This window comes from Pauljensenia sp. UMB6358 (assembly GCF_030216865.1).
In the GTDB taxonomy this organism is placed as follows: Bacteria; Actinomycetota; Actinomycetes; order Actinomycetales; family Actinomycetaceae; genus Pauljensenia; species Pauljensenia turicensis_A.
In genome coordinates, this window is the sequence record NZ_JASOMS010000006.1 from 125,013 (window position 1) to 144,978 (window position 19,966).

The window sequence follows — 19,966 nt, forward strand, 5'->3', positions numbered from 1 at the left end:
CTGGTGTCCTTCTTTCGTCGAATAGGCCGAATACAGTTTTGCCTCCAAGAGGAAAGTCTCGGAGGCAAAACCGTGAATCGTAGGGATCAGGCGATGAGTGGCAGGCGAGTACGCACAAACACGGTCAGCCCAATGAGCACTGCGAGCACAATCCCCAGACCGATGAGGCCTGAACCAGTGAGGGAGAACGTGATGTAGCCAAGCAACGCAGCTCCCGCACCGGCAAGCGCATAGGGAAGCTGAGTGTTGACATGCGTGATGTGGTTACAGCCAGCGCCGGTCGACGACAGAATCGTCGTATCGGAGATCGGGGAGCAGTGGTCGCCCCAGACGGCTCCAGCAAGAACAGCGCCGAACGCGGGAATCAGCAGGTCGGAACCGTTGGGAACAGCTGCCATGACTTCGCCGGCAATCGGGAGCAGGATTCCGAAGGAACCCCACGATGTGCCCGTCGCGAACGCCATAGCGCCTGCGATGACAAACATCAGTGGCACCAGCCACTGGGCAGGCAGGCTTGAGGATTCAACCAGCGCACCAAGGTAGGCGCCGGTACCGAGCTCAGAAATGAGCGAGCCCAGCATCCATGCGAACAGCAGGATCTCGATAGCCGGAAGCATTGAACGAGCGCCCTCGACGACACCCTTGCCGGCAGTCTTCAGCTCGAAAGCAGGATCCTCGTGCGTGTAGTGGAAGTAGTAGTACGCCGCGGAGATCAGGCCAAGAACACCACCGACATTCAACGACACGGCGACGTCGGTGTTTGCCAAGATATCCAGGGCATTCCACGACTCAGAAGCAGAGTGGCCGGTCCACGCAATACCAGCAAGAACCCCCAGGATCAGGATGACGAAGGGGACGATCAGTGCGCGCATGGCGCCAGGTTCGTGACGTGGTAGGTTGTCGGTCAACTGGCCGGGAATCTGCTCTCCCGGATCGTAGACGTGACCGTGCTCGACCGCGCGACGTTCTTCACGTCGCATCGGGCCGAAGTCGACTTCGAAGATGACGGTCAGCCACAACAGGACAACTGCGCCGATGGCGTAATAGTTCATGCCCGCGCTACGCAGGAATGCGCCCGCGTCGGTCACCTGAATTGAGGTTGCTGCAACGATCGGTGCCATGATGCCGATGATCGAAGCGCCCCACGAAGAAAACGGTGCAAGAACAGCGACCGGTGCCGACGATGAGTCGATGAGGTAGGCGAGCTTCGCGCGAGACACCTTGTGGCGGTCGCTAACGGGGCGCGCCACCTGGCCGACGGCAAGCGCGTTGAAATAGTCATCAATGAAAATCGCGGTACCGAGTGCGGCGGCGAGAATCTGCGCGCCTCGCCGACCTTTGATCTTCGTCATCGTCCATTCTGCAAACGCTGCGGTGCCACCAGCCATCAGGACAAGCGAGGTGATGATGCCCAACGTGATAAGGAACAAGAGAATCAGCACATAATAGGCGTTGATTGCGCCTTCGGTCCAGAAAATCTGAGAGAAAGCACCCCAGATTTTGACGACTGTTGCGACGATCCCGCCGTTTTCGATAAGGAATGCAGCGGAGATAGCGCCGGCTGCGAGCGACATGATGACCTTCTTGGTCGTGATGACAAGAGCAATCGCAAGAATCGGTGGGATGAGTGTGAGAACGGGGTATGCCTCGGTCACGGGGGTCTCCTCAATACAGTTGGGATGAATTCAGGCTAGGCAAGGCGCACGAGGCCGCGCCCTCGGTGTTCTTACTCTGGACATTTTAATTGCGCGGGTAGTGCAGGATTCGGCGAGCACAGCGCTATCGGCGTCGATATGCTTTCAACATGACTCAACTTGAAATTGGAGCGAAGGCTCCAGAATTTACCGCTGAATCTACGCAGGGACTGATCTCACTGACCGAGTTGCTTGCGGGCAGTGAAAAGGGCGTTATCGTCTACTTTTATCCGAAGGCCTCGACCCCTGGGTGCACGACGCAGGCCTGCGATTTCCGTGACAACCTGAACACAATGAAGGCAGCTGGGTACACGGTTGTGGGCGTAAGCGCTGACACAATGCCCGCCTTGGAGAAGTTCACTCAGAAGCAGGGACTTAACTTCCCGCTGATCTCCGATCCTGAGCATGCAATCCTTGAACCGTGGGGCGCGTGGGGTGAAAAGAAGAACTACGGCCGTATCTTCACGGGCATCATTCGTTCGACCGTTGTTGTTGGCAAGGATGGAACGGTTGCGCTTGCTCAGTACAACGTGAAGGCAACGGGTCATGTGGCGCGCCTGCGTCGCGACCTCGGTCTGGACGACTGATACGTGCGTGTGGCTAGCCTTGTCGTCTGAGGCGATGAATCGGTTTTTAGTGCTGGAATTGTCGCCCTATACGTCTTTCCTTGATCGCCGTGTCTCATCATCGCTTCTCGACGCAGGGACAGAAACACTCATACAGGGCAGGCAACGACAAAACGGAGCAACCGATTGGTTGCTCCGTTTTCGTTTGTGCGTCATGGGGGACTTGAACCCTCAACCCGCTGATTAAGAGTCAGCTGCTCTGCCAATTGAGCTAATGACGCGGGGTCGTGCGACCGATATGAAACTTTACCGCTTCGGGCAGATCAATGCAAAAATAGCAGGTGAGAAGACCACCACACCACACTCGGGGAGTTCGATATGACCGGAAAAACGCCGAAATCAGTTGATTCGACCTCCTCGACCTTAGAGCCGGTGGATTCAATATGGGCGTCGTCGTCGCGAATGGCGCAGGACTATCTGAAGACTTTGTGGGGTGGCGAAGAATCCGGAAAGCACGGCATGAGCGTGAATGACCTGGCTAGCGCGATGGGAGTCGTTGCGTCGACCGCGTCAGAGAATGTATCGCGTCTGGTGGCGAATGGTTTGGTCACGCATGAGCCCTATCGGAAAGTCCACTTCACGGATGCGGGGCGCGCGCTTGCTATCTCAATGGTGCGTCGTCACCGTCTGCTGGAAACCTACCTGCATGATCGCCTGAACTTCGAGTGGGACGAGGTCCACGAGGAAGCTGAGATTCTGGAACATGCGATCTCAGATCGTCTTCTTGCGCATATCGATGAAGCGCTGGGCAAGCCTGAGCGTGATCCGCACGGTGACCTGATCCCGCGCGAGGATGGGTCGGTGGTTGAACGCGTGATTTACCCGTTGATTGCGACATCGAAGAAAACTGCTGGCGCTGAGGTGGGGAAGTGGTATCGCGTCACCCGCCTGTCCGACGAAGACTCTGCATTCTTGCGTATTCTCGATAGTGAGGGCATCGGCCTAGACGCGTTGGTCCGTATCGTCGATATTGACCAGGCCGGTCAGGTTTCGCTTGAAATACGCCAAGCGACCGCTCCCACCGTGGGTGCTGGTCGAAGCGTCCGCTTGGCTGGCGATGTTGCGTCGATCGTGATGGTGTCGCCGCTCGAGGACTAAACACGATCGAGCGTTGTTTGAGCTGGGAGATCAACCCAGCGAAGTCATGCTTTCAGGAACGTGAGAGCCGTGCCCCTGCGACAAGAGGGCGTCGCGGAGTTTTGTCATTGCCTTGTCCAGTTCCTCATCCGTTGCCTTCACTGCGTTCGACAGAAGGACATCAGCTTCTGTGCGTAGCGGGATCACGTGAAGGTGCGTGTGAGGGACCTCGAAACCTGCGATGACCAAGCCGGCGCGGGGGACTCCAAATGCTTTTTCCTGGGCGATTCCGATGATTCGCGCGACTTTCATAAGGTGCGTGGCGACGTTACTGGGCGCATCCGTCCATTTCTCATACGGGGTACGTGGTACGACTAGAACATGGCCGGGAGAGGTAGGGTCGATGGTCGCGAATGCAACGCATTCGTCGTCGGTCCACACGAAGCGACCTGCCCAGACGCCGGAAATGATGTTTTCAAAGACTGTAGCCATGAGGCCATTCTCACCCCAGAAGGACCTTCGTGGCTAGAGATGAGGAGGCGAGTTTTCGCGCGAATGGTCTACCCTTGATACGGCGAAGAATGTCGAAATATCAAGGGGAGGGCCCTGATGAGCCAGGCTTCCAACATGGAACCCGCACAGCGCTATACCGCTGAACTTGCCGGTCAGATTGAAACCGCATGGCAGGATCGGTGGGACGAACGAGGAACCTTTAACGCAGACAACCCGGTGGGTGAGTTCGCAGGGCCTCTAGCGGAAAAGAAGCCCTTCTTCCTTCTTGACATGTTCCCCTACCCGTCAGGCAAGGGTCTGCATGTTGGTCACCCGCTGGGCTACATCGCCACCGACACGGTTGCTCGTTTCCGCCGTATGCAGGGCGAAAACGTCCTCTACACAATGGGCTACGACGCCTTCGGCCTGCCGGCAGAACAGTACGCCGTGCAGACCGGTCAGCACCCGCGCATTACGACCGAGGAAAACATCGCGAATATGCGTCGCCAGCTTCGTCGTCTTGGCTTGTCCCACGATCGTCGCCGTTCGCTGGCCACGACCGACACCGAGTACGTGCACTGGACCCAGTGGATCTTCCTGCAGATCTTCAACTCCTGGTTCGACCCGGAAGCAACCGCTCCCGATGGCTCCATCGGTGCCGCGCGTCCGATCGCTGAGCTCGAAGAGAAGCTTGCCAACGGCCAGGTTGCAGTTCCGGACGGCCGCAATTGGGCAGACCTTGACGCCGTCGAAAAGGCGAAGGTCGTCAACGACTTCCGTTTGGTGTATGTGTCCGAGGCTCCCGTGAACTGGTGCCCGGGCCTGGGTACCGTTCTCGCGAATGAAGAGGTCACCTCCGAAGGTCGCTCCGAGCGAGGCAACTACCCGGTTTTCAAGCGCAATCTGCGCCAGTGGATGATGCGCATTACCGCTTACGGCAAGCGCCTGGCAGACGACCTTGACACGATCGACTGGCCCGACAAGGTCCGTACGATGCAGCGCAACTGGATCGGTCGCTCCGAAGGTGCGACGGTCCGCTTTGACGTTCCCGCTGCAAGCGAAGTCGGCGCAAGCGTCGACAACCTCGAGGTCTATACGACTCGCCCCGATACTCTGTTTGGCGCCACCTTCATGGTTGTTGCGCCCGAACACCCGATTCTTGGTGGCACGGTTGCCGGCAACGACGATGACGAAGCTGCACTCACGGTTCCGGCCTCGTGGCCTGAAGGCACGAAGGACGCATGGACGGATGGCGCAGCTTCCCCGCGCGAGGCGGTTGCCCGCTACCGCGCCCAGGCTGCAGGCAAGTCGGAAACCGAACGCGCCGACGAAGAACGCACGAAGACCGGCGTCTTCACCGGCCTGTACGGCATTGACCCCGTCAACGGCCACAAGGTGCCCGTGTTCGTCGCCGACTACGTCCTCTGGGGCTACGGCACCGGCGCGATCATGGCTGTTCCCGCGCATGACGATCGTGACTGGGAATTCGCGAACAAGTACGAGCTCGACATTGTTCGCACTATCGGCGCAGCTGATGATCCGTACGGCCACGATTTGACCGAGTCGGCGTACACCGGCGACGGCGTTGCTGTTGATTCGGCGAATGACGAGATCAGTCTGAACGGCCTGGCAAAGGATGAAGCCAAGGCTGCGATGATCGAATGGCTGGAATCCAAGGGCCTCGGCCGTGGAACCGTCACCTACCGCCTGCGTGACTGGCTGTTCTCTCGCCAGCGCTACTGGGGTGAGCCTTTCCCGATCGTCTGGGATGAGGACGGCCTGCCACATGCTCTGCCCGAAGATCAGCTTCCCGTTGAGCTTCCCGAGGTGTCCGATTACTCGCCGCGCACTTTCGGCCCTGACGACGCGAACACCGCGCCGGAAGCGCCACTTGGCCGAAGCGAAGAATGGGTGAACGTCACCATGGATCTCGGCGATGGCCCGAAGAACTACCGTCGCGAAACCAACACGATGCCACAGTGGGCAGGTTCATGCTGGTACGAAATGCGCTACACCGATCCGAAGAACTCCAAGGCGCTGGCTTCGGCTGAGAACCTCGACTACTGGATGGGCCCGCGCGAAGGCAAAAAATCCGGTGGCACCGACCTGTACGTCGGTGGCGTTGAGCACGCGGTTCTTCACCTGCTGTACTCGCGCTTCTGGCAGAAAGTTCTCTTCGACCTGGGTCACGTGCCGGACGCAGAGCCGTACCACACGCTGTTCAACCAGGGGTACGTTCAGGCCTACGCCTTCAAGGACGAGCGTGGACAGTATGTGCCCGCCGACGAAATCGAAGGCGACGAGGCAACAGGTTTCACCTATCAGGGTCAGCCGGTGACCCGCGAATACGGCAAGATGGGCAAGTCGCTGAAGAACATCGTCACCCCGGACGAAATGTATGACGCCTATGGCGCCGACGTGTTCCGCGTGTACGAAATGTCCATGGGGCCGCTGGATGTCTCGCGTCCGTGGGAAACCCGTGCAGTCGTCGGCTCGCAGCGTTTCTTGCAGCGACTCTGGCGTAACACGCTGGACGAGGAAACCGGTGAAGTGACCGTTACCGACGAAGAAGCAGATCTTGAGACGAAGCGTCTGGTTGCTCGTACGATTGCCGATGTCACCGTCGAATACGAGAACATGCGCGTGAACACTGCGGTCTCGAAGCTGATTGTCCTCAACAACCACCTGACCGGCCTGAAGTCGGTTCCGCGTGAAGCCATCGAACCCCTGGTTCTGATGATTTCCCCTGTTGCCCCGCACATCGCAGAAGAACTCTGGATGCGTCTGGGACACGGTGAGTCACTGGCTCGCGAGCCCTTCCCGGTTGTCACTGACGAATCGCTACTGGTCGAAGAGAGTGTCACCGCGATTGTTCAGGTGAACGGTAAGGTTCGTGCGCGCCTCGAGGTCTCGCCGTCGATCAGTGAAGAGGATCTGCGTTCCGAGGCTCTGGCTCAGGCGCCGATCGTCAAGGCTCTTGAAGGCCGTGAACCTCTGAAGGTGATCGTGCGCAAGCCGAGCCTGGTCAACGTGGTGCTCCCGCGCTGATCGCGATTGTGATGGCAACACTGCGGCGCGAAGCGGTGAGCTTCGCGCCGCAGTGTTTTTTATCAAGCAGTGGCATCTTCAGCGAGGCTCACCAAGAAGCGATAGCCTGCGACGGTAGCGTGCGAAAAAGGCTGGAGCTTTACCGCTTCGCAACACCATGAAGCGGGTTGCTACCAGCCGCAACCGCCTAGTTATCGTTTGATCCCAGATGAAAGGTCATTCATGCCTGAAGGTGATGCCATCCGTCGTCTTGCATCGACGCTCAATGAGCTCTTTGTCGGGGGAACTGTGTCTGCTTCATCCCCGCAGGGGCGTTTCAGCGCTTCAGCTAAGCAACTCGACGGCAAGCTGATTCAGTGCGTGCGTGTCCACGGCAAGCACATGTTTATCGGTTTTGTTTCGCCTGAAGTGCCCGATGCGTGGCCCCAGGATTGGATGCATATTCACCTGGGCCTGTACGGATGGTGGCGCTTCAATGGTGATGAGACTGTCGTTGATGAAGGCTACGGTGTCGCGCATCGCGTTGCTCCCGTTCCGAAGGGGGAGTGGGACGGGCACTCAGAAACCCGCTGGGGCGAAGGCTACGGTCAGGCTGAAGCTGGAAGTTGGGAGCCTCCGGCCCCTGTTGGTCAGGTGCGTTTCCGCATGTTCAACGACCACGCGGTTGCCGATTTGGTCGGTCCGAACCGTTGTGAGCTGATCGACGACGAAGAACGTCAGGTTGCCGAGGCCAAGCTCGGTCCTGACCCGCTGGAAGATGGAGCGCGCGACGATAAGGAATCGGCGAAGCGATTCGCGTCGGTTGCTCACTCCAAGAAGCGCAATATCGGCGAGATCGTTATGGACCAGTCCATCATCGCCGGCGTCGGCAACATCTACCGTGCGGATGCCCTGTTCCTCGCCGGAATTTCGCCCTATCGCAAGGGGGCGAACATTTCCGAAAAGCGACTGAAGGACCTCTGGGTTCTGATCTGCGACCTCATGAATCGGGGGCTCGCTGCGGGGCGCCTCGAAACGATGGATCCCGACGAAGCACCCAACCCACCGATCGAAGGTGACGAGGAAGCGTCACGCTGGTATGTCTACCACCGAACCGGGCGTCCCTGCCTGCGCTGTGGCACGCCGATCCGCGAAGCGCTCATGCAGAACCGTCGTCTGTTCTGGTGCCCCAGCTGTCAGCGATAAGGCGCTGGTTAAGCGGGCTGAACCTGGTCAATCGGAGAAAATGACCAAGGTGAAATAACCGCCCAGCCTGCCATGAAACTGGCGGGCAGAAACGGTCGCGGAAGCCACAGTAGGCGAACCTATTATTTGACGTCGGTGAAGCCGAGCGCGTCGTAGAGGCTGGCGGCCCCCATGTGGCGCGAATCGATCGTCAAGGACAGGCCGTCGAATCCCCAATCCTGGCAACGACGTGCGACCTCTGCGATGAGGGCGGTTGCGATGCCTTTACGACGGTATTCCGGGGCGACGACAAGATCGACGACGAACGGGCCGTCGGGAGCGTCATCCCACGGGGATTCTCTGACGACTTCGATGGCGCCGATCAGTGCGCCACCATCCCATGCGCCAACGAAAGAATCTTCGGTCGTCGCACCGAATGCCCCTTCGAAGGTCATGCGGAGTTCTTCCGAAATCTCGAGCATGGCCTCGGGTGTGTTTTCTTCGCCGTACGCGTCCAGGGTCAGGGCTGCGAGCATCGGAATGTCGTAACGGGTGAGCGTTGCGATCTCGATACCCTCGGGGCGTTCGACATCGGCCAACGCATCAACTGGTGCTTGAAGTGTGCGCTGTTCCATAAACCAAGTGTACGTGGTGTGGGTCACACTATGTGGGACTTTGGGGGCCGGTGTGCTCCTTGTGCGCTTGAGCTGGGCAAATAAGGGTACGAGGCCGGCTAAACACACAAGGCGGGGGACCTGCGTAGCGCCGGTGCCCTGAACCAGAATGAGACGCCGGGAGGGGCCCTCTGGGATCAGATGTAGAGTTCCGGCTCTTCTAAGAAGTAAGCGGGATCGATGATCAGATCGTCATCCTTCGTGTCGTTGCAGGACTTCGGGATTAGGCGTGCGGGCACGCCAATCGCAACGTTCCCGCACGGAACGTCCTTGACCACGACCGCGTTCGCGCCGATCTTAGCGCCGTCGTGGACCTCGATGGGACCCAGAACTTTCGCGCCGGCGCCGATCATCACGTGATTGCCGACGGTAGGGTGGCGCTTACCGGGCGTCATGGCGACGCCACCCAGGGTGACGCCGTGGAAGATGACGACATCTTCGCCGACCTCGGCGGTTTCGCCAATAACAACGCCCGTCGCGTGGTCGATGAAGACGCGACGACCAATCTGGGCGCCGGGGTGAATGTCAACACCTGTCATGACGCGCGTTGCCGACTGCAACATGCGAGCGGGTAATTTAACGCCTCGAATCCACAAGGAATGCGAAACGCGGTGTGCCCACAGTGCGTGAACGCCCGGATATGTGAGTGCAACTTCAACGCTTGACTGGGCGGCTGGGTCGCGATGACGAGCTGTCTGTAAATCTTCCCTGAGAAGCTTGAACGCGCGGCGCGGGTTGATCGCCATGGGTGTTCCTTTGGGGGGTAACGGTGAACAGAACTGATCCTATCGAGGTTGGACGATTGAGCGCGCGTGTTCAGCGCTCAATCGCAATGTGGGCTAAGGAAAATGTGGGGCGAGGGATGATCCGCGCCCCGCATTCTCTTCAGCTTCTCGCTTTGTCGACGTCCTGTCGGCTTGAAGCACATCAGTCCTTGTATTCCTCGAACAGAGCGGTCGAGAGGTAACGCTCGCCGGTGTCAGGAAGCAGGGTCACGATTTTCTTGCCAGCAAATTCAGGGCGAGCTGCAACAGCGGTTGCACCGGCTAGGGCTGCGCCGGAGGAAATGCCAACCAGCAGGCCTTCTTCAGCGGCTGCCAGGCGAGCAAACTTCAGTGCTTCGGCGCTCTCAACAGAGATGACCTCGTCGATGATCTCAGCGTCGTAGTTGTCCGGAACGAAGTTCGGCATCAGACCCTGGATTGCGTGCGGGCCAGCAGAGCCGCCGGTGAGAAGCGGAGATTCTGCGGGCTGAATTGCGATGACCTTGATGTTCGGGTTCTTGGCCTTCAGGGTCTTTGCGACACCGGAGATGGTGCCTCCGGTGCCGACGCCTGCGACGAAAACGTCAATTTCGCCGTCGGTGTCTTCCCAGATCTCTTCGCCCGTTGTGGCAACGTGGATTGCCGGGTTTGCGGGGTTGGCGAACTGCGAGGCGATGATTGAGCCGGGGCGCTCGTCGTGGATGCGCTCTGCTTCGGCGACGGCTGCGGAAACGCCGCCCTTTGGGTCGGTCAGAACGAGTTCTGCGCCGAATGCGCGGACGATGATGCGGCGCTCAAGGGACATGGAGGCCGGCATGACGATGACGACCTTGTAGCCACGGGCTGCGCCGACCATTGACAGTGCTATGCCGGTGTTGCCGGAGGTTGCTTCGATGATGGTGCCACCGGGCTTTAAGGCGCCAGATTCTTCTGCTGTGTCGATGATTGATGCGGCGATGCGGTCCTTAACGGAGGAGGCAGGGTTGAATGCTTCAACCTTGGCGACGACGTCCACGCCTTCACCGGCGAGCTTATTAATACGAACCAGGGGAGTGTTGCCAATGAGTTCTGCAACGTTGGAAGCAATGTTCGACATGAGAGTCTCCTAAAAGCTTGACTACTGATCATTCAGTGCACGGTAAGTACAACGTGCGAAGTCAGAAAAAATTTCGTGGTATACGACGCATGTGTTCATACGTCAGGGCGAATGACGACGCTGAGCGCCAGAAAAGTCATTCGCCCAATTAACACGAAAGAAGGCGACGCGGTGTGACCGGACGGTGAGTTCCGCACGGGGCGAGTGTCATGTCATCACATGTCATAATTGAATCTTAAAACAATTGGGGCTATTCGTCTACTTCGACTCTCGTGGTGCCCATCATCTGAAACTTTGAAACACCCGAGGTCAGAGCAAGGATCTGCGCCTCAAAAAACGCGCGAGAATCAGGAAGTGTGCCGATTCGGATCGCGGCCTCGCTCTCCCAATCGATGCCAAGAATCTGCGCACCCGCATTCCTCAACTCAGCTTCAATCCTGCCAGCCTGGGCAAGTGAAACCCGAGTTTCCAGCACGTCTAGCGAAACTAGTTTCGCCTTCGGTGCCAGGGCGAGCGCTTTGGATACAGACGATGAATACGCGCGCACGAGGCCGCCCCCACCCAAGAGGATTCCTCCGAAATACCTGGTGACAACGGCGGTCACATTCCACACTCCAGCCAGACGGAGCGCATCAATCATCGGCGTACCGGCAGTGCCCGAGGGCTCCCCGTCATCACTCGAATGCTGATGAGGATCGCGTCCATCAACCTGAATAAGGAATGCGGAGCAATTGTGGCGAGCCTGCGGATTGTCGGCCTTGACCTCATTAATCAGGGCGCGTGCCTCGTCGGAGGAATCGGTGCGAGCGAGAGTCGTAATGAAACGGGAGCGCTTAATCTCGATCTCGTTTTCAATCCGAGTACCCGACCGCACGGTATGAATGACTCCCATTTTCACCCCTCTTCCTCATGTACCTCTACAGCATCGATGTCGCCCTCTAACCTAGCTGATGGCATGAGAGGCGCGGAACATGTAATGAGGATCGCATCTCAGGCAGAGTATCGAACTAGGGGCAAAACGGGCGTTCATGGTACGATTTTCGGGTTGCCGTCGGTGGGAATGGGCCGGTCGGGTCCTTCTCGCGACGTTCTGGCGTCGGACGGCGGCTCGTTTTTGAGCCACCAACCGACCATACGACTACCGAGAAGAGAGGGGAGGCACGATTCAATGGCAGTTCCGAAGCGAAAGATGTCCCGTGCGAACACCCGCACGCGCCGCTCCGCGTGGAAGGCAGATCTCACCGAGCTCAACACCGTCAAGGTTGCTGGCCGTGAGGTTCGTATCCCGCGTCGTTTGGCAAAGGCATACAAGAACGGTCTGCTGGACGTCGAGGCCTGACCCTCGATCCTGCAGTTGAGGCCCGGTGCTTATGTGCCGGGCCTTTTCCGTACCCGATTTCTCGAGCCTGACTGAGTGTGATTGTCGTTTGTGTCGCCTCGCATGACATGCCCGACCGTCGGGAGTGAGATGCCGCAAAGAATGTGGGATACGCCTTTTTAGTGGTGGAAAAGGCACAAGGGTTTTTAGAGTAAGCACGTGCACAATAATGCGTTAGTTTCAGCTCTTTCGGGGCAGAGCCTTCACCCGATGAGCTCGGAGAACCTCAGCCAAGATTTCGTGTCCCTTTTTGTTATTGCTTTGGCAGCTCTCTTGGCTCCGCTCTTGTCTTCTGCGACTCGTAAGCGCGTTCCGGATGTAGTCTGGCTGTTAATTCTTGGTGTCATCATTGGACCCTCAGTTCTGGGGATCGCTCAGGTCTCGGATTCCGTACACCTGCTACGTGAGATCGGTATGGGAATTCTGTTCCTGATCGCAGGTACTGAAATCAATATTTCGCAAGTGCGTGCCAAGCCTGGTCGCGTTGCTGCGATTACGTGGCTGATCTGTTTCTTTGCCGCATTTGCACTGGCTGTTGTCACATTGCGTAACGGTGATTACAGCTCCGCGATCGCACTTGCCATTGCGTTTACGTCCACAGCTCTGGGCACGTTGCTTCCGATTCTGATGGAAGCGGGAATGATGGGTAAGCCTGCTGGTGAAGCGGTGCTGATCCACGGTGCGATTGGTGAACTCGCTCCTGTTATCGCCATGTCGCTTCTGCTTGGCACGCGTTCGCCAGGTTGGGCCGCCGTCATCCTTGTATTCTTCGTCGTTGCAACGTTGATCTCCGTTGCGATTCCGACGCGTTTCATTCTGCGCCACCCCGAAATTGGTCGCGTGATCTTGCGCGGTGCACAGACTTCGTCGAAGACGCTGATGCGCGTGGTCATGGCAATCCTGACCGGTCTGATGGCGCTTTCCGCTGTCTTGAACCTCGACATTGTCCTCGGCGCGTTCGCCGCCGGCGTCGTCGTCCACGCGCTGTCTCCGGTGAACTTCAGTGCGATTGAAGGGGAACTACGGACGATTGGCTTCTCGTTCCTGATCCCGGTTTTCTTCGTGACCTCGGGTATGAATATTTCGCTGAGCGCCGTCATTGAGCGCCCTTGGTTGCTGGTGGCATTCGTGACTGTCATCCTGGTGGTTCGAGGCTTGCCCATTGTGCTGATTGAACGCTTCGTTGGCACGGTCGAGAAAACTACATGGCGCGATGCCACGAGGATTGGTCTCTACGGTGCGACGGGTCTGCCGATCATCGTTGCCGTGACGGGTGTGGCCGTGAATGCTGGCGTGATGGCCGAAGATATCGGATCAATCCTGGTGGCTTCCGGCGCCGCGTCGGTCCTCTTCTTCCCCTTGCTTGCCTCCCTTGAAAATAAGGTTTTTCCTTCCCGCGCCCTAGTAGAAGCGGAATAGAATGACAGGTGAGCGCGGCCTCGTCGATTGGATGAAACCCAGCGGAGAAGTGGTCGCCAAGTGGACTTGATCGAAGGAGATCACGATGAAGATTCTGATTGCTCGCTTTACTGCCAAGGAAGGCTTCGAAGACGAGGTTGCGGAAATGATCGCCGGCCTGGCGCGCAACGTGCACACGGAGCCGGGGAATGTGACGTTTGAGCCTCATCGTGAGGTTGACAATCCACGCGCGTTCGTTGTCTTTGAGAAGTACGCCGATGACGCGGCGTTCGAGGCGCACATCAATATGCCTTACGGCAAGGTCTTCAACGATCGCCTGAACCAGATCATCGAGGAGCCGGAGTCACAGCTAACGTTCCTTGACGCAGTGGAGTGAACGCGCACTGGAGCGTGAGGAAAGTGCCGGGGTGGGTGGCCGCTCCGGCGCTTTTCTTTGCTGCCTTTTGGGGTTGGGTGCATCGTGCGCGTTCGGTGATGGATGATGAACGAGGCCGGGCACACATGCGTTGTGTCTGCGTCGAAGAATGCACGGTGGTGACATCTTTGGGCGTTGACGCCCGGTGCCGGTAAACTTGGTTCGCGTCGAAGCCCACTCGAGGTGGGCGCTCCCGGCAATGCCTCTGTAGCTCAATGGATAGAGCAAGGGCCTTCTAATCCCGAGGTTGCAGGTTCGAGTCCTGTCAGGGGCGCAACCGGCCTGATCGTAGTTTTTCTGCGATCAGGCCGGTTTTGTTTATCTTGGCGCACCGTCAAGAGCGAATCAGCGCGTGTTACAAAGTCTCACAATGTGGTCACTTTCTGGAAAAGTGCGACACTCATACGGCACACTACAACCATGACGACCTTCGCTTACGAAATGTGCTGCCTTCAGGGCACCACTGTGCGTGAGCGAATGTGTATGTGATTGACGCCCTCGAACCTCTGTCAATCACTGCCGCTGTGACTTAAAAGCCCCTTTGTGAACAAAGCTGGGTAGCGGCACCAAAGAAACCTGGATACACCATGACTCTGGTCAACACCCCCGCAAACTCTGCCGTCGTCGATGAAACCCCCGAAACGTCTTTCGACGATTTCCTTGAGATCCTCGCGCACCTTCGCCTTGCTCCCGCTCGCGTTGAGTTCAACGCTGACCGCGGGGAACTGGCCATCCGAGGCGCCCGCATTGCCCTCTGTGCAAAGGAACGCGAGCTACTTACTCACCTTGCCTTGAACGCTGATCGCGCAGTTTCACGCGAAGAACTTTTTTCGACCGTCTGGAACGGCGCTGGCCTTGGCTCCGACTCGCGTACAGTTGACGCACACATTCGTCGCCTGCGTAAGAAGCTCGCTAAGGCCCCCGGACTGATCTCGACTGTTCGAGGCCAGGGCTACCGCTTCAACACGGGTGAAGGCGTGCGCGTCCACGCAACGCTCACGCACACTCTGGCCGCGTAACATGCCACGAGGCCGGGCAAACGTGGCCAGCCTCGTGAATAACAGAAAGCCACACGCTTACCGAAAGCGCTCGCAAGTGGAACTAGCGTGACGCCTCAGATGATCAGGCGGAAAATCTCCGAATCCGCATGCAGCTCTTCGACGTGCAGGGGCGAATCTGCCATGCGTCGGCGCAACCCGTCGATGTCATCCTTCGCCGCAATGTCGATGCCAACAACGGCGGGCCCAGATTCTCGATTGTTCTTCTTTGTGTACTCGAAGTGAACGATGTCGTCGTGCGGGCCAAGGACATCCTGCAGGAAGAGGCGCAGAGCCCCCGGTTGCTGGGGGAACGTGACCAGGAAGTAGTGGCGCAAGCCCTCGTGACGAAGCGAACGCTCCATAACCTCGGCGTAACGTGTCAGGTCGTTATTGCCACCGGACACGATCGCGATGATTGCACCATCAGAGTCACCCAGGTAGCGTTCGCGCTCTTCAGGGGTTGACAGGTAGGAACGGATCGCGGTCGATGCCAGGGCGCCAGCCGGCTCAGCAATGACGCCATCGGACTGGTAGAGGTCGAGCATTTCCGTGCACACTGCGCCCTCGGGAACAACGAGTACATCGTCGACGTACAGGCGGGTAGCGTCGTAGGCGAGAGCTCCCGCACGACCAACAGCGGTGCCGTCAACGAACGGGTCAACCGATGCCAACGTAATTGGCTCGCCAGCATGCAGGGCAGCGTGCATCGAGGCCGCCCCTTCGGGCTCGACGCCGATGATCTTGATTTCGGGCCGCTTAGCGCGGATCCACGTCGCGATGCCAGCAAGCAATCCACCGCCACCGACGGGAACGAGGACTGCCACCGTGTTCTCGGGCATCTGTTCGAGCAACTCAACGCCGATCGTGCCCTGGCCCGCGATCGTCATCGGATCATCGTAGGGGTGAACGTAAGTGCGCCCAGTCGCGCGCGCAGCTTCCTGCGCCAGCGCGTTTGCCTTGTCGAAGGTGCCATCAACGATGACCTGCTCGACCCAATCACCACCGATCGCAGCAATACGATTGCGCTTCTGACGAGGAGTATTCGACGGCAGATAAATCGTGCCGTGAACCTTCAGGTGAGCGCACGAATAGGCGATGCCCTGCGCATGGTTACCTGCCGAGGCACAGACGACGCCACGTTCACGTTCAGCTGCAGATAATAGCGACATACGTGCGTAGGCGCCTCGAACCTTGAAGGAACGGCACTTCTGCGTATCTTCACGCTTGAGCAGCACCGGGGCACCAATCGCGTCCGTCAACCGTTCAGAACGCGCCAACGCAGTGCGGTGAACAACGCCACGCAACACCTTTGATGCGGATTCAATATCCGCAGGAGTCGCATTTGTGTGGAACGTGGAAGCGGTTGTGTCGCTCATCAGGTCCTTCAATCGATCGGGAACCAGGAATCGGTCGCAAGCCGGCGCGGGTGCGTACGGCGAACGGATACAGTCTAAAACCGCTTGCCTACCTGCGTTCGATGGCGATCACGTGGCGGTCAGAGAAAATACATCAGTGGGGATATATTCTGCTCCCCCGTGAGGACTGCGAAATTGGAACGAGCTTCAGGGGAGCCTCGTCAATGTGTGCGAAAGGGGAGAGGGAGCACCCGCGCGGGTGCGACGAAGGTGGCACGTCCCACGCAAGAGGGCTCAAAACCCCGCGGTAAAATAAGCGAGTGACGAAGAAACTGAAGGATCCATTGGTATGGATCGACTGCGAAATGACCGGCCTCAACGTGAAAGCCGACGCGCTGGTCGAGGTCGCCGTCGTTATCACTGACGGCGACCTGAACATAGTTGACCCAGGCATCGACGTTCTGATCAAGCCCCCAGCAGCTGCACTGGAGCACATGAACGACTTCGTGCGCAACATGCACACGACCTCCGGGTTGCTTAAAGAACTTGAAAACGGGCTGACGCTCCAAGAAGCAACAGACCAGGTTCTGTCGTACGTCAAGCAGTTCGTTCCTACCCCCGGAAAAGCTCTTCTTTCCGGTAACTCGGTCGGCACGGACAAGATGTTCCTCGAGGAATATATGCCCAGTGTTATCGACCACCTTCACTACCGCATCATCGACGTTTCTTCCCTGAAGGAACTGGCGAAGCGCTGGTACCCGAACGCGTTCTACGGCGCACCGACCAAGCACGGTGGTCACCGTGCGCTCGCGGACATTCTGGAATCTATCCAGGAACTTGAGTATTTCCGTCGCGTTTTGTTCCCGTCTCACCGTGTTTCTTCCGAGGCTGCGGCTCAAGCGCTGAAGGAAACTCTGGCTCTTGAGATTCCACGTATTGGTGCCTGATCTGCGTTAACTCGGTTTCGCGCCAGCATTGCGGTCGCGTTATTGCAAAGCAGGGACGGTTGCGGATAGGAGTTATCCACAATTTCGCTCATGTGCCACTTATCCACAATTGGCGAGGGATGTATGAGCGCCCTCGCCAATTGAGTTTCAAGCTCATCGTGTCAGCTCAATAGCGAGGATGAAGGAGACACTGATGAGCGACACGACGATTACTTTGCGAGGCCGTATTGGCACAGACTTGCGTGTATCGAAGACTGCGAACAACCACGTGACGATCCGTTTCCGCTTGGCGGTCACACACTGGTTCGCGTCTGCTGACGGGGTTCTGACGCAGGGGCGTACTCAGTGGTATTCGGTTCATGCGTGGGATCGGCTTGCCGATAATGCCCTGCATTCATTGGCGAAGGGCGAGCCCGTGATTGTGACGGGGCGCCCTCGCGCGAATGCGTGGAAGGATTCTGACGGAAATATTCGCTCTGAAGTGGTCATTAACGCTCAAACGATCGGGCATGACTTGACCAGCGGAAGGAGTACATGGACCAAGAATATGCCTTCGCCTTCAGAGGGCGGTTCTGTTCTTTCTTCGAGGGACGAGGCCGTGGCCACGCTTACTTCAACGTCTGATGTTTCTGGGGCCAACGTGAGGATGAGCTCCGGGGGTGGGGTCTCTGACCCTTTGGGAGCAAGTTTTGAAGACTCTCCTTTAACTGCGTTGAACGCTATTGGTGAGGAAAGCGAAGGTGATACCGCACCATTGACAGGCCCAGAATGTGGCGATGAAGCCTGCGATGGGTCGTGCGGACAAGAGCAATCGTCGACTCTGAAGACAACGGTGGGGAAGAATCGACGTGTTGATCAGGCGAAGGTGAAGACGAAAGGGAACTTCACTTATCCCAAGGACAAGTGCCCAGAGGATAAATAAGCTCGCGAGGTCGTGGACGTGGTCACGCCCACGCTGTAATTCTCAGCAGTCGTGTGGGGTTCAGCGTGGGTGTGGCTTAGCATGGAGGGGATAAACGGACAGTTTTACTGTCATGCACACCCACATGTTGGATGGAGACCAGTGGCTGAGTACATCTACCAGATGATTAAAGCGCGTAAGGCGCACGGGGATAAGGTAATCCTCGATGACGTGTCTATGTCGTTCTTCCCGGGCGCGAAGATCGGTATGGTCGGTCCGAACGGTGCCGGTAAGTCCTCGATCTTGAAGATTATGGCAGGCCTTGACGAACCGAGTAATGGCGAAGCTCGCCTGACCCCGGGTTACAGCGTCGGCATCCTTGAGCAGGAACCGAAGCTTGATGATACGAAGACCGTGATTGAGAACGTTCGTATGGGTGCGGCAGATACGTTTGCGAAGCTCGATCGTTTCAACAAGATTTCTGAAGAGATGGCGAATCCGGATGCGGATTTCGATGCTCTGATGGAAGAAATGGGCAAGCTCCAGGACGCACTCGATGCTACGAACGCTTGGGATATTGATTCCCAACTTGAGCAGGCAATGGACGCGTTGCGTTGCCCGCCGGCAGACCAGCCCGTCAACGTCCTGTCCGGTGGCGAGCGTCGTCGCGTAGCACTGTGTCGCCTGCTGATCGAGGCTCCCGATCTGCTACTGCTTGACGAACCGACGAACCACCTGGATGCCGAGTCCGTGCTCTGGCTGGAAAAGCACCTGTCCACCTACGCTGGTGCCGTTATCGCGGTTACCCACGACCGTTACTTCCTTGACCACGTTGCAGGCTGGATCGCTGAAGTTGACCGTGGGCACCTCTACCCGTACGAGGGCAACTACTCGACCTACCTGGAGACGAAGGAAAAGCGTCTGCAGGTTCAAGGACAGAAGGACGCGAAGCTTGCCAAGCGCCTGAAGGAGGAACTTGAATGGGTTCGTTCGAACCCGAAGGGCCGTCAGGCGAAGTCGAAGGCTCGTCTGGAACGCTACGAGGAAATGGCTGCCGAAGCGGAGCGCACTCGTAAGCTCGACTTCGAAGAAATTCAGATTCCGCCAGGCCCGCGCTTGGGCTCAATCGTCATCGAAGCAACCAACCTACAAAAGGGCTTCGGCGATCGCACGCTGATCGATGGACTGTCGTTCTCCCTGCCGCGTAACGGCATTGTCGGCGTCATTGGCCCGAATGGTGTTGGTAAGACGACCCTGTTCAAGACCATCGTTGGCCTGGAGCCTCTTGACGGTGGCGAACTGAATATCGGTGAAACCGTCAAGATCTCTTACGTTGACCAGACTCGCGCAGGCATCGATCCGGATAAGACCCTCTGGGAGGTCGTCTCTGACGGACTCGACTACATCCAGGTCGGAAACGTTGAAATGCCGTCACGCGCCTACGTGTCTGCGTTTGGCTTCAAGGGGCCGGACCAGCAGAAGCCTGCTGGTGTTCTGTCCGGTGGTGAGCGCAACCGCCTGAACCTGGCACTGACGCTCAAGCAGGGCGGTAACCTGTTGCTCCTTGACGAACCGACCAACGACTTGGACGTCGAAACCCTCGGTTCGCTGGAAAATGCTCTTCTGCAGTTCCCCGGTTGCGCCGTGGTCGTCACCCACGACCGTTGGTTCCTCGACCGCGTGGCCACTCACATTCTTGCGTGGGAAGGTACCGAAGAGGATCCGGCTCAGTGGTACTGGTACGAGGGAAACTTCGAGTCCTATGAGAAGAACAAGATCGAACGCCTTGGTCAGGATGCGGCGAACCCGCATCGCGTCACGCACCGTAAGCTGACGCGCGACTGAGAATCGTAGAGCCCAGGAAGTGGAGCGTAGC

18 protein-coding genes and 2 tRNA genes are annotated in these 19,966 nt (G+C 57.9%); 12 read left to right on the forward strand and 8 right to left on the reverse strand.

Annotated features, from left to right (window positions below; translation table 11 throughout):
• Window positions 1-86: 86 nt before the first annotated feature.
• Window positions 87-1,655: a Na+/H+ antiporter NhaC family protein gene (locus QP381_RS05905; RefSeq protein ID WP_285068072.1), complete on the reverse strand. Its 1,569-nt coding sequence runs from the start codon at window positions 1,653-1,655 to the stop codon at window positions 87-89.
• 149 nt (window positions 1,656-1,804) lie between these two features.
• On the opposite strand from QP381_RS05905, the gene QP381_RS05910 reads away from it, so the two are divergent.
• Window positions 1,805-2,281 carry a peroxiredoxin gene (locus QP381_RS05910; RefSeq protein ID WP_006681240.1) on the forward strand — a complete coding sequence of 159 codons (477 nt, stop codon included), beginning with the start codon at window positions 1,805-1,807 and terminating at the stop codon, window positions 2,279-2,281.
• A 187-nt stretch (window positions 2,282-2,468) separates the two neighbouring features.
• On the opposite strand, the gene QP381_RS05915 is transcribed toward QP381_RS05910, so the two are convergent.
• Window positions 2,469-2,541 (reverse strand) — tRNA-Lys (locus tag QP381_RS05915).
• 97 nt (window positions 2,542-2,638) lie between these two features.
• Between QP381_RS05915 and QP381_RS05920 the strand changes: the two genes are divergently transcribed.
• Window positions 2,639-3,418 carry a metal-dependent transcriptional regulator gene (locus QP381_RS05920; protein ID WP_006681238.1) on the forward strand — a complete coding sequence of 260 codons (780 nt, stop codon included), beginning with the start codon at window positions 2,639-2,641 and terminating at the stop codon, window positions 3,416-3,418.
• Between the two features lie 30 nt (window positions 3,419-3,448).
• On the opposite strand, the gene QP381_RS05925 is transcribed toward QP381_RS05920, so the two are convergent.
• A complete protein-coding gene (locus QP381_RS05925; RefSeq protein WP_285068073.1) occupies window positions 3,449-3,889 on the reverse strand; it encodes an HIT family protein in 441 nt (146 codons plus the stop codon).
• Between the two features lie 117 nt (window positions 3,890-4,006).
• Here QP381_RS05925 and QP381_RS05930 point away from each other — a divergent pair, with 117 nt between their 5' ends.
• Complete coding sequence (locus QP381_RS05930; protein ID WP_285068074.1) at window positions 4,007-6,937, forward strand: leucine--tRNA ligase; 2,931 nt, start codon at window positions 4,007-4,009, stop codon at window positions 6,935-6,937.
• Between the two features lie 222 nt (window positions 6,938-7,159).
• Window positions 7,160-8,122, forward strand: a complete 963-nt coding sequence (locus tag QP381_RS05935) for an Fpg/Nei family DNA glycosylase (protein ID WP_006681235.1) — start codon at window positions 7,160-7,162, stop codon at window positions 8,120-8,122.
• Window positions 8,123-8,244: 122 nt separating this feature from the next.
• Here the strand turns inward: QP381_RS05935 and QP381_RS05940 are convergent, their stop codons facing one another.
• The 4 genes from QP381_RS05940 to QP381_RS05955 all read right to left on the reverse strand — a co-directional run bounded on the left by QP381_RS05940 (window position 8,245) and on the right by QP381_RS05955 (window position 11,527).
• Window positions 8,245-8,736, reverse strand: coding sequence for a GNAT family N-acetyltransferase (locus tag QP381_RS05940; RefSeq protein WP_006681234.1), 492 nt, complete (start codon window positions 8,734-8,736; stop codon window positions 8,245-8,247).
• 176 nt (window positions 8,737-8,912) lie between these two features.
• Complete coding sequence (cysE, locus tag QP381_RS05945; protein WP_006681233.1) at window positions 8,913-9,521, reverse strand: serine O-acetyltransferase; 609 nt, start codon at window positions 9,519-9,521, stop codon at window positions 8,913-8,915.
• A gap of 181 nt (window positions 9,522-9,702) precedes the next feature.
• Window positions 9,703-10,635 carry a cysteine synthase A gene (gene cysK, locus QP381_RS05950; protein ID WP_285068075.1) on the reverse strand — a complete coding sequence of 311 codons (933 nt, stop codon included), beginning with the start codon at window positions 10,633-10,635 and terminating at the stop codon, window positions 9,703-9,705.
• A gap of 250 nt (window positions 10,636-10,885) precedes the next feature.
• Window positions 10,886-11,527, reverse strand: coding sequence for an IMPACT family protein (locus QP381_RS05955; protein ID WP_219585201.1), 642 nt, complete (start codon window positions 11,525-11,527; stop codon window positions 10,886-10,888).
• Window positions 11,528-11,803: 276 nt separating this feature from the next.
• Here QP381_RS05955 and rpmF point away from each other — a divergent pair, with 276 nt between their 5' ends.
• From rpmF to QP381_RS05980, 5 genes are all read left to right on the forward strand, one after another.
• The gene (gene rpmF / locus QP381_RS05960; RefSeq protein ID WP_006681230.1) at window positions 11,804-11,974 is read left to right on the forward strand and encodes a 50S ribosomal protein L32; all 171 of its coding nucleotides are present in this window, start codon (window positions 11,804-11,806) and stop codon (window positions 11,972-11,974) included.
• Window positions 11,975-12,223: 249 nt separating this feature from the next.
• Window positions 12,224-13,432, forward strand: a complete 1,209-nt coding sequence (locus tag QP381_RS05965; protein ID WP_285068076.1) for a cation:proton antiporter — start codon at window positions 12,224-12,226, stop codon at window positions 13,430-13,432.
• Window positions 13,433-13,517: 85 nt separating this feature from the next.
• The gene (locus QP381_RS05970) at window positions 13,518-13,808 is read left to right on the forward strand and encodes a putative quinol monooxygenase (RefSeq protein WP_285068077.1); all 291 of its coding nucleotides are present in this window, start codon (window positions 13,518-13,520) and stop codon (window positions 13,806-13,808) included.
• Window positions 13,809-14,048: 240 nt separating this feature from the next.
• Window positions 14,049-14,121: transfer RNA gene (locus QP381_RS05975), tRNA-Arg, on the forward strand.
• A gap of 313 nt (window positions 14,122-14,434) precedes the next feature.
• Window positions 14,435-14,866 (forward strand): winged helix-turn-helix domain-containing protein, encoded by a 432-nt coding sequence (locus tag QP381_RS05980; RefSeq protein WP_285068078.1) that lies wholly within the window; start codon window positions 14,435-14,437, stop codon window positions 14,864-14,866.
• Window positions 14,867-14,961: 95 nt separating this feature from the next.
• Here the strand turns inward: QP381_RS05980 and ilvA are convergent, their stop codons facing one another.
• On the reverse strand, window positions 14,962-16,263 hold the full coding sequence (gene ilvA / locus QP381_RS05985; RefSeq protein WP_103631904.1) for a threonine ammonia-lyase IlvA: 1,302 nt from the start codon (window positions 16,261-16,263) through the stop codon (window positions 14,962-14,964).
• 299 nt (window positions 16,264-16,562) lie between these two features.
• Here ilvA and orn point away from each other — a divergent pair, with 299 nt between their 5' ends.
• The 3 genes from orn (at window position 16,563) to ettA (ending at window position 19,935) form a co-directional block, all read left to right on the forward strand.
• Entirely contained in the window at window positions 16,563-17,189 is a 627-nt protein-coding gene (orn, locus tag QP381_RS05990; protein ID WP_285068079.1) for an oligoribonuclease, read from the forward strand.
• A 193-nt stretch (window positions 17,190-17,382) separates the two neighbouring features.
• Window positions 17,383-18,111: a single-stranded DNA-binding protein gene (locus QP381_RS05995; RefSeq protein ID WP_285068080.1), complete on the forward strand. Its 729-nt coding sequence runs from the start codon at window positions 17,383-17,385 to the stop codon at window positions 18,109-18,111.
• 141 nt (window positions 18,112-18,252) lie between these two features.
• Window positions 18,253-19,935 (forward strand): energy-dependent translational throttle protein EttA, encoded by a 1,683-nt coding sequence (gene ettA / locus QP381_RS06000; RefSeq protein ID WP_006681223.1) that lies wholly within the window; start codon window positions 18,253-18,255, stop codon window positions 19,933-19,935.
• The last annotated feature ends 31 nt before the right edge of the window (window positions 19,936-19,966 follow it).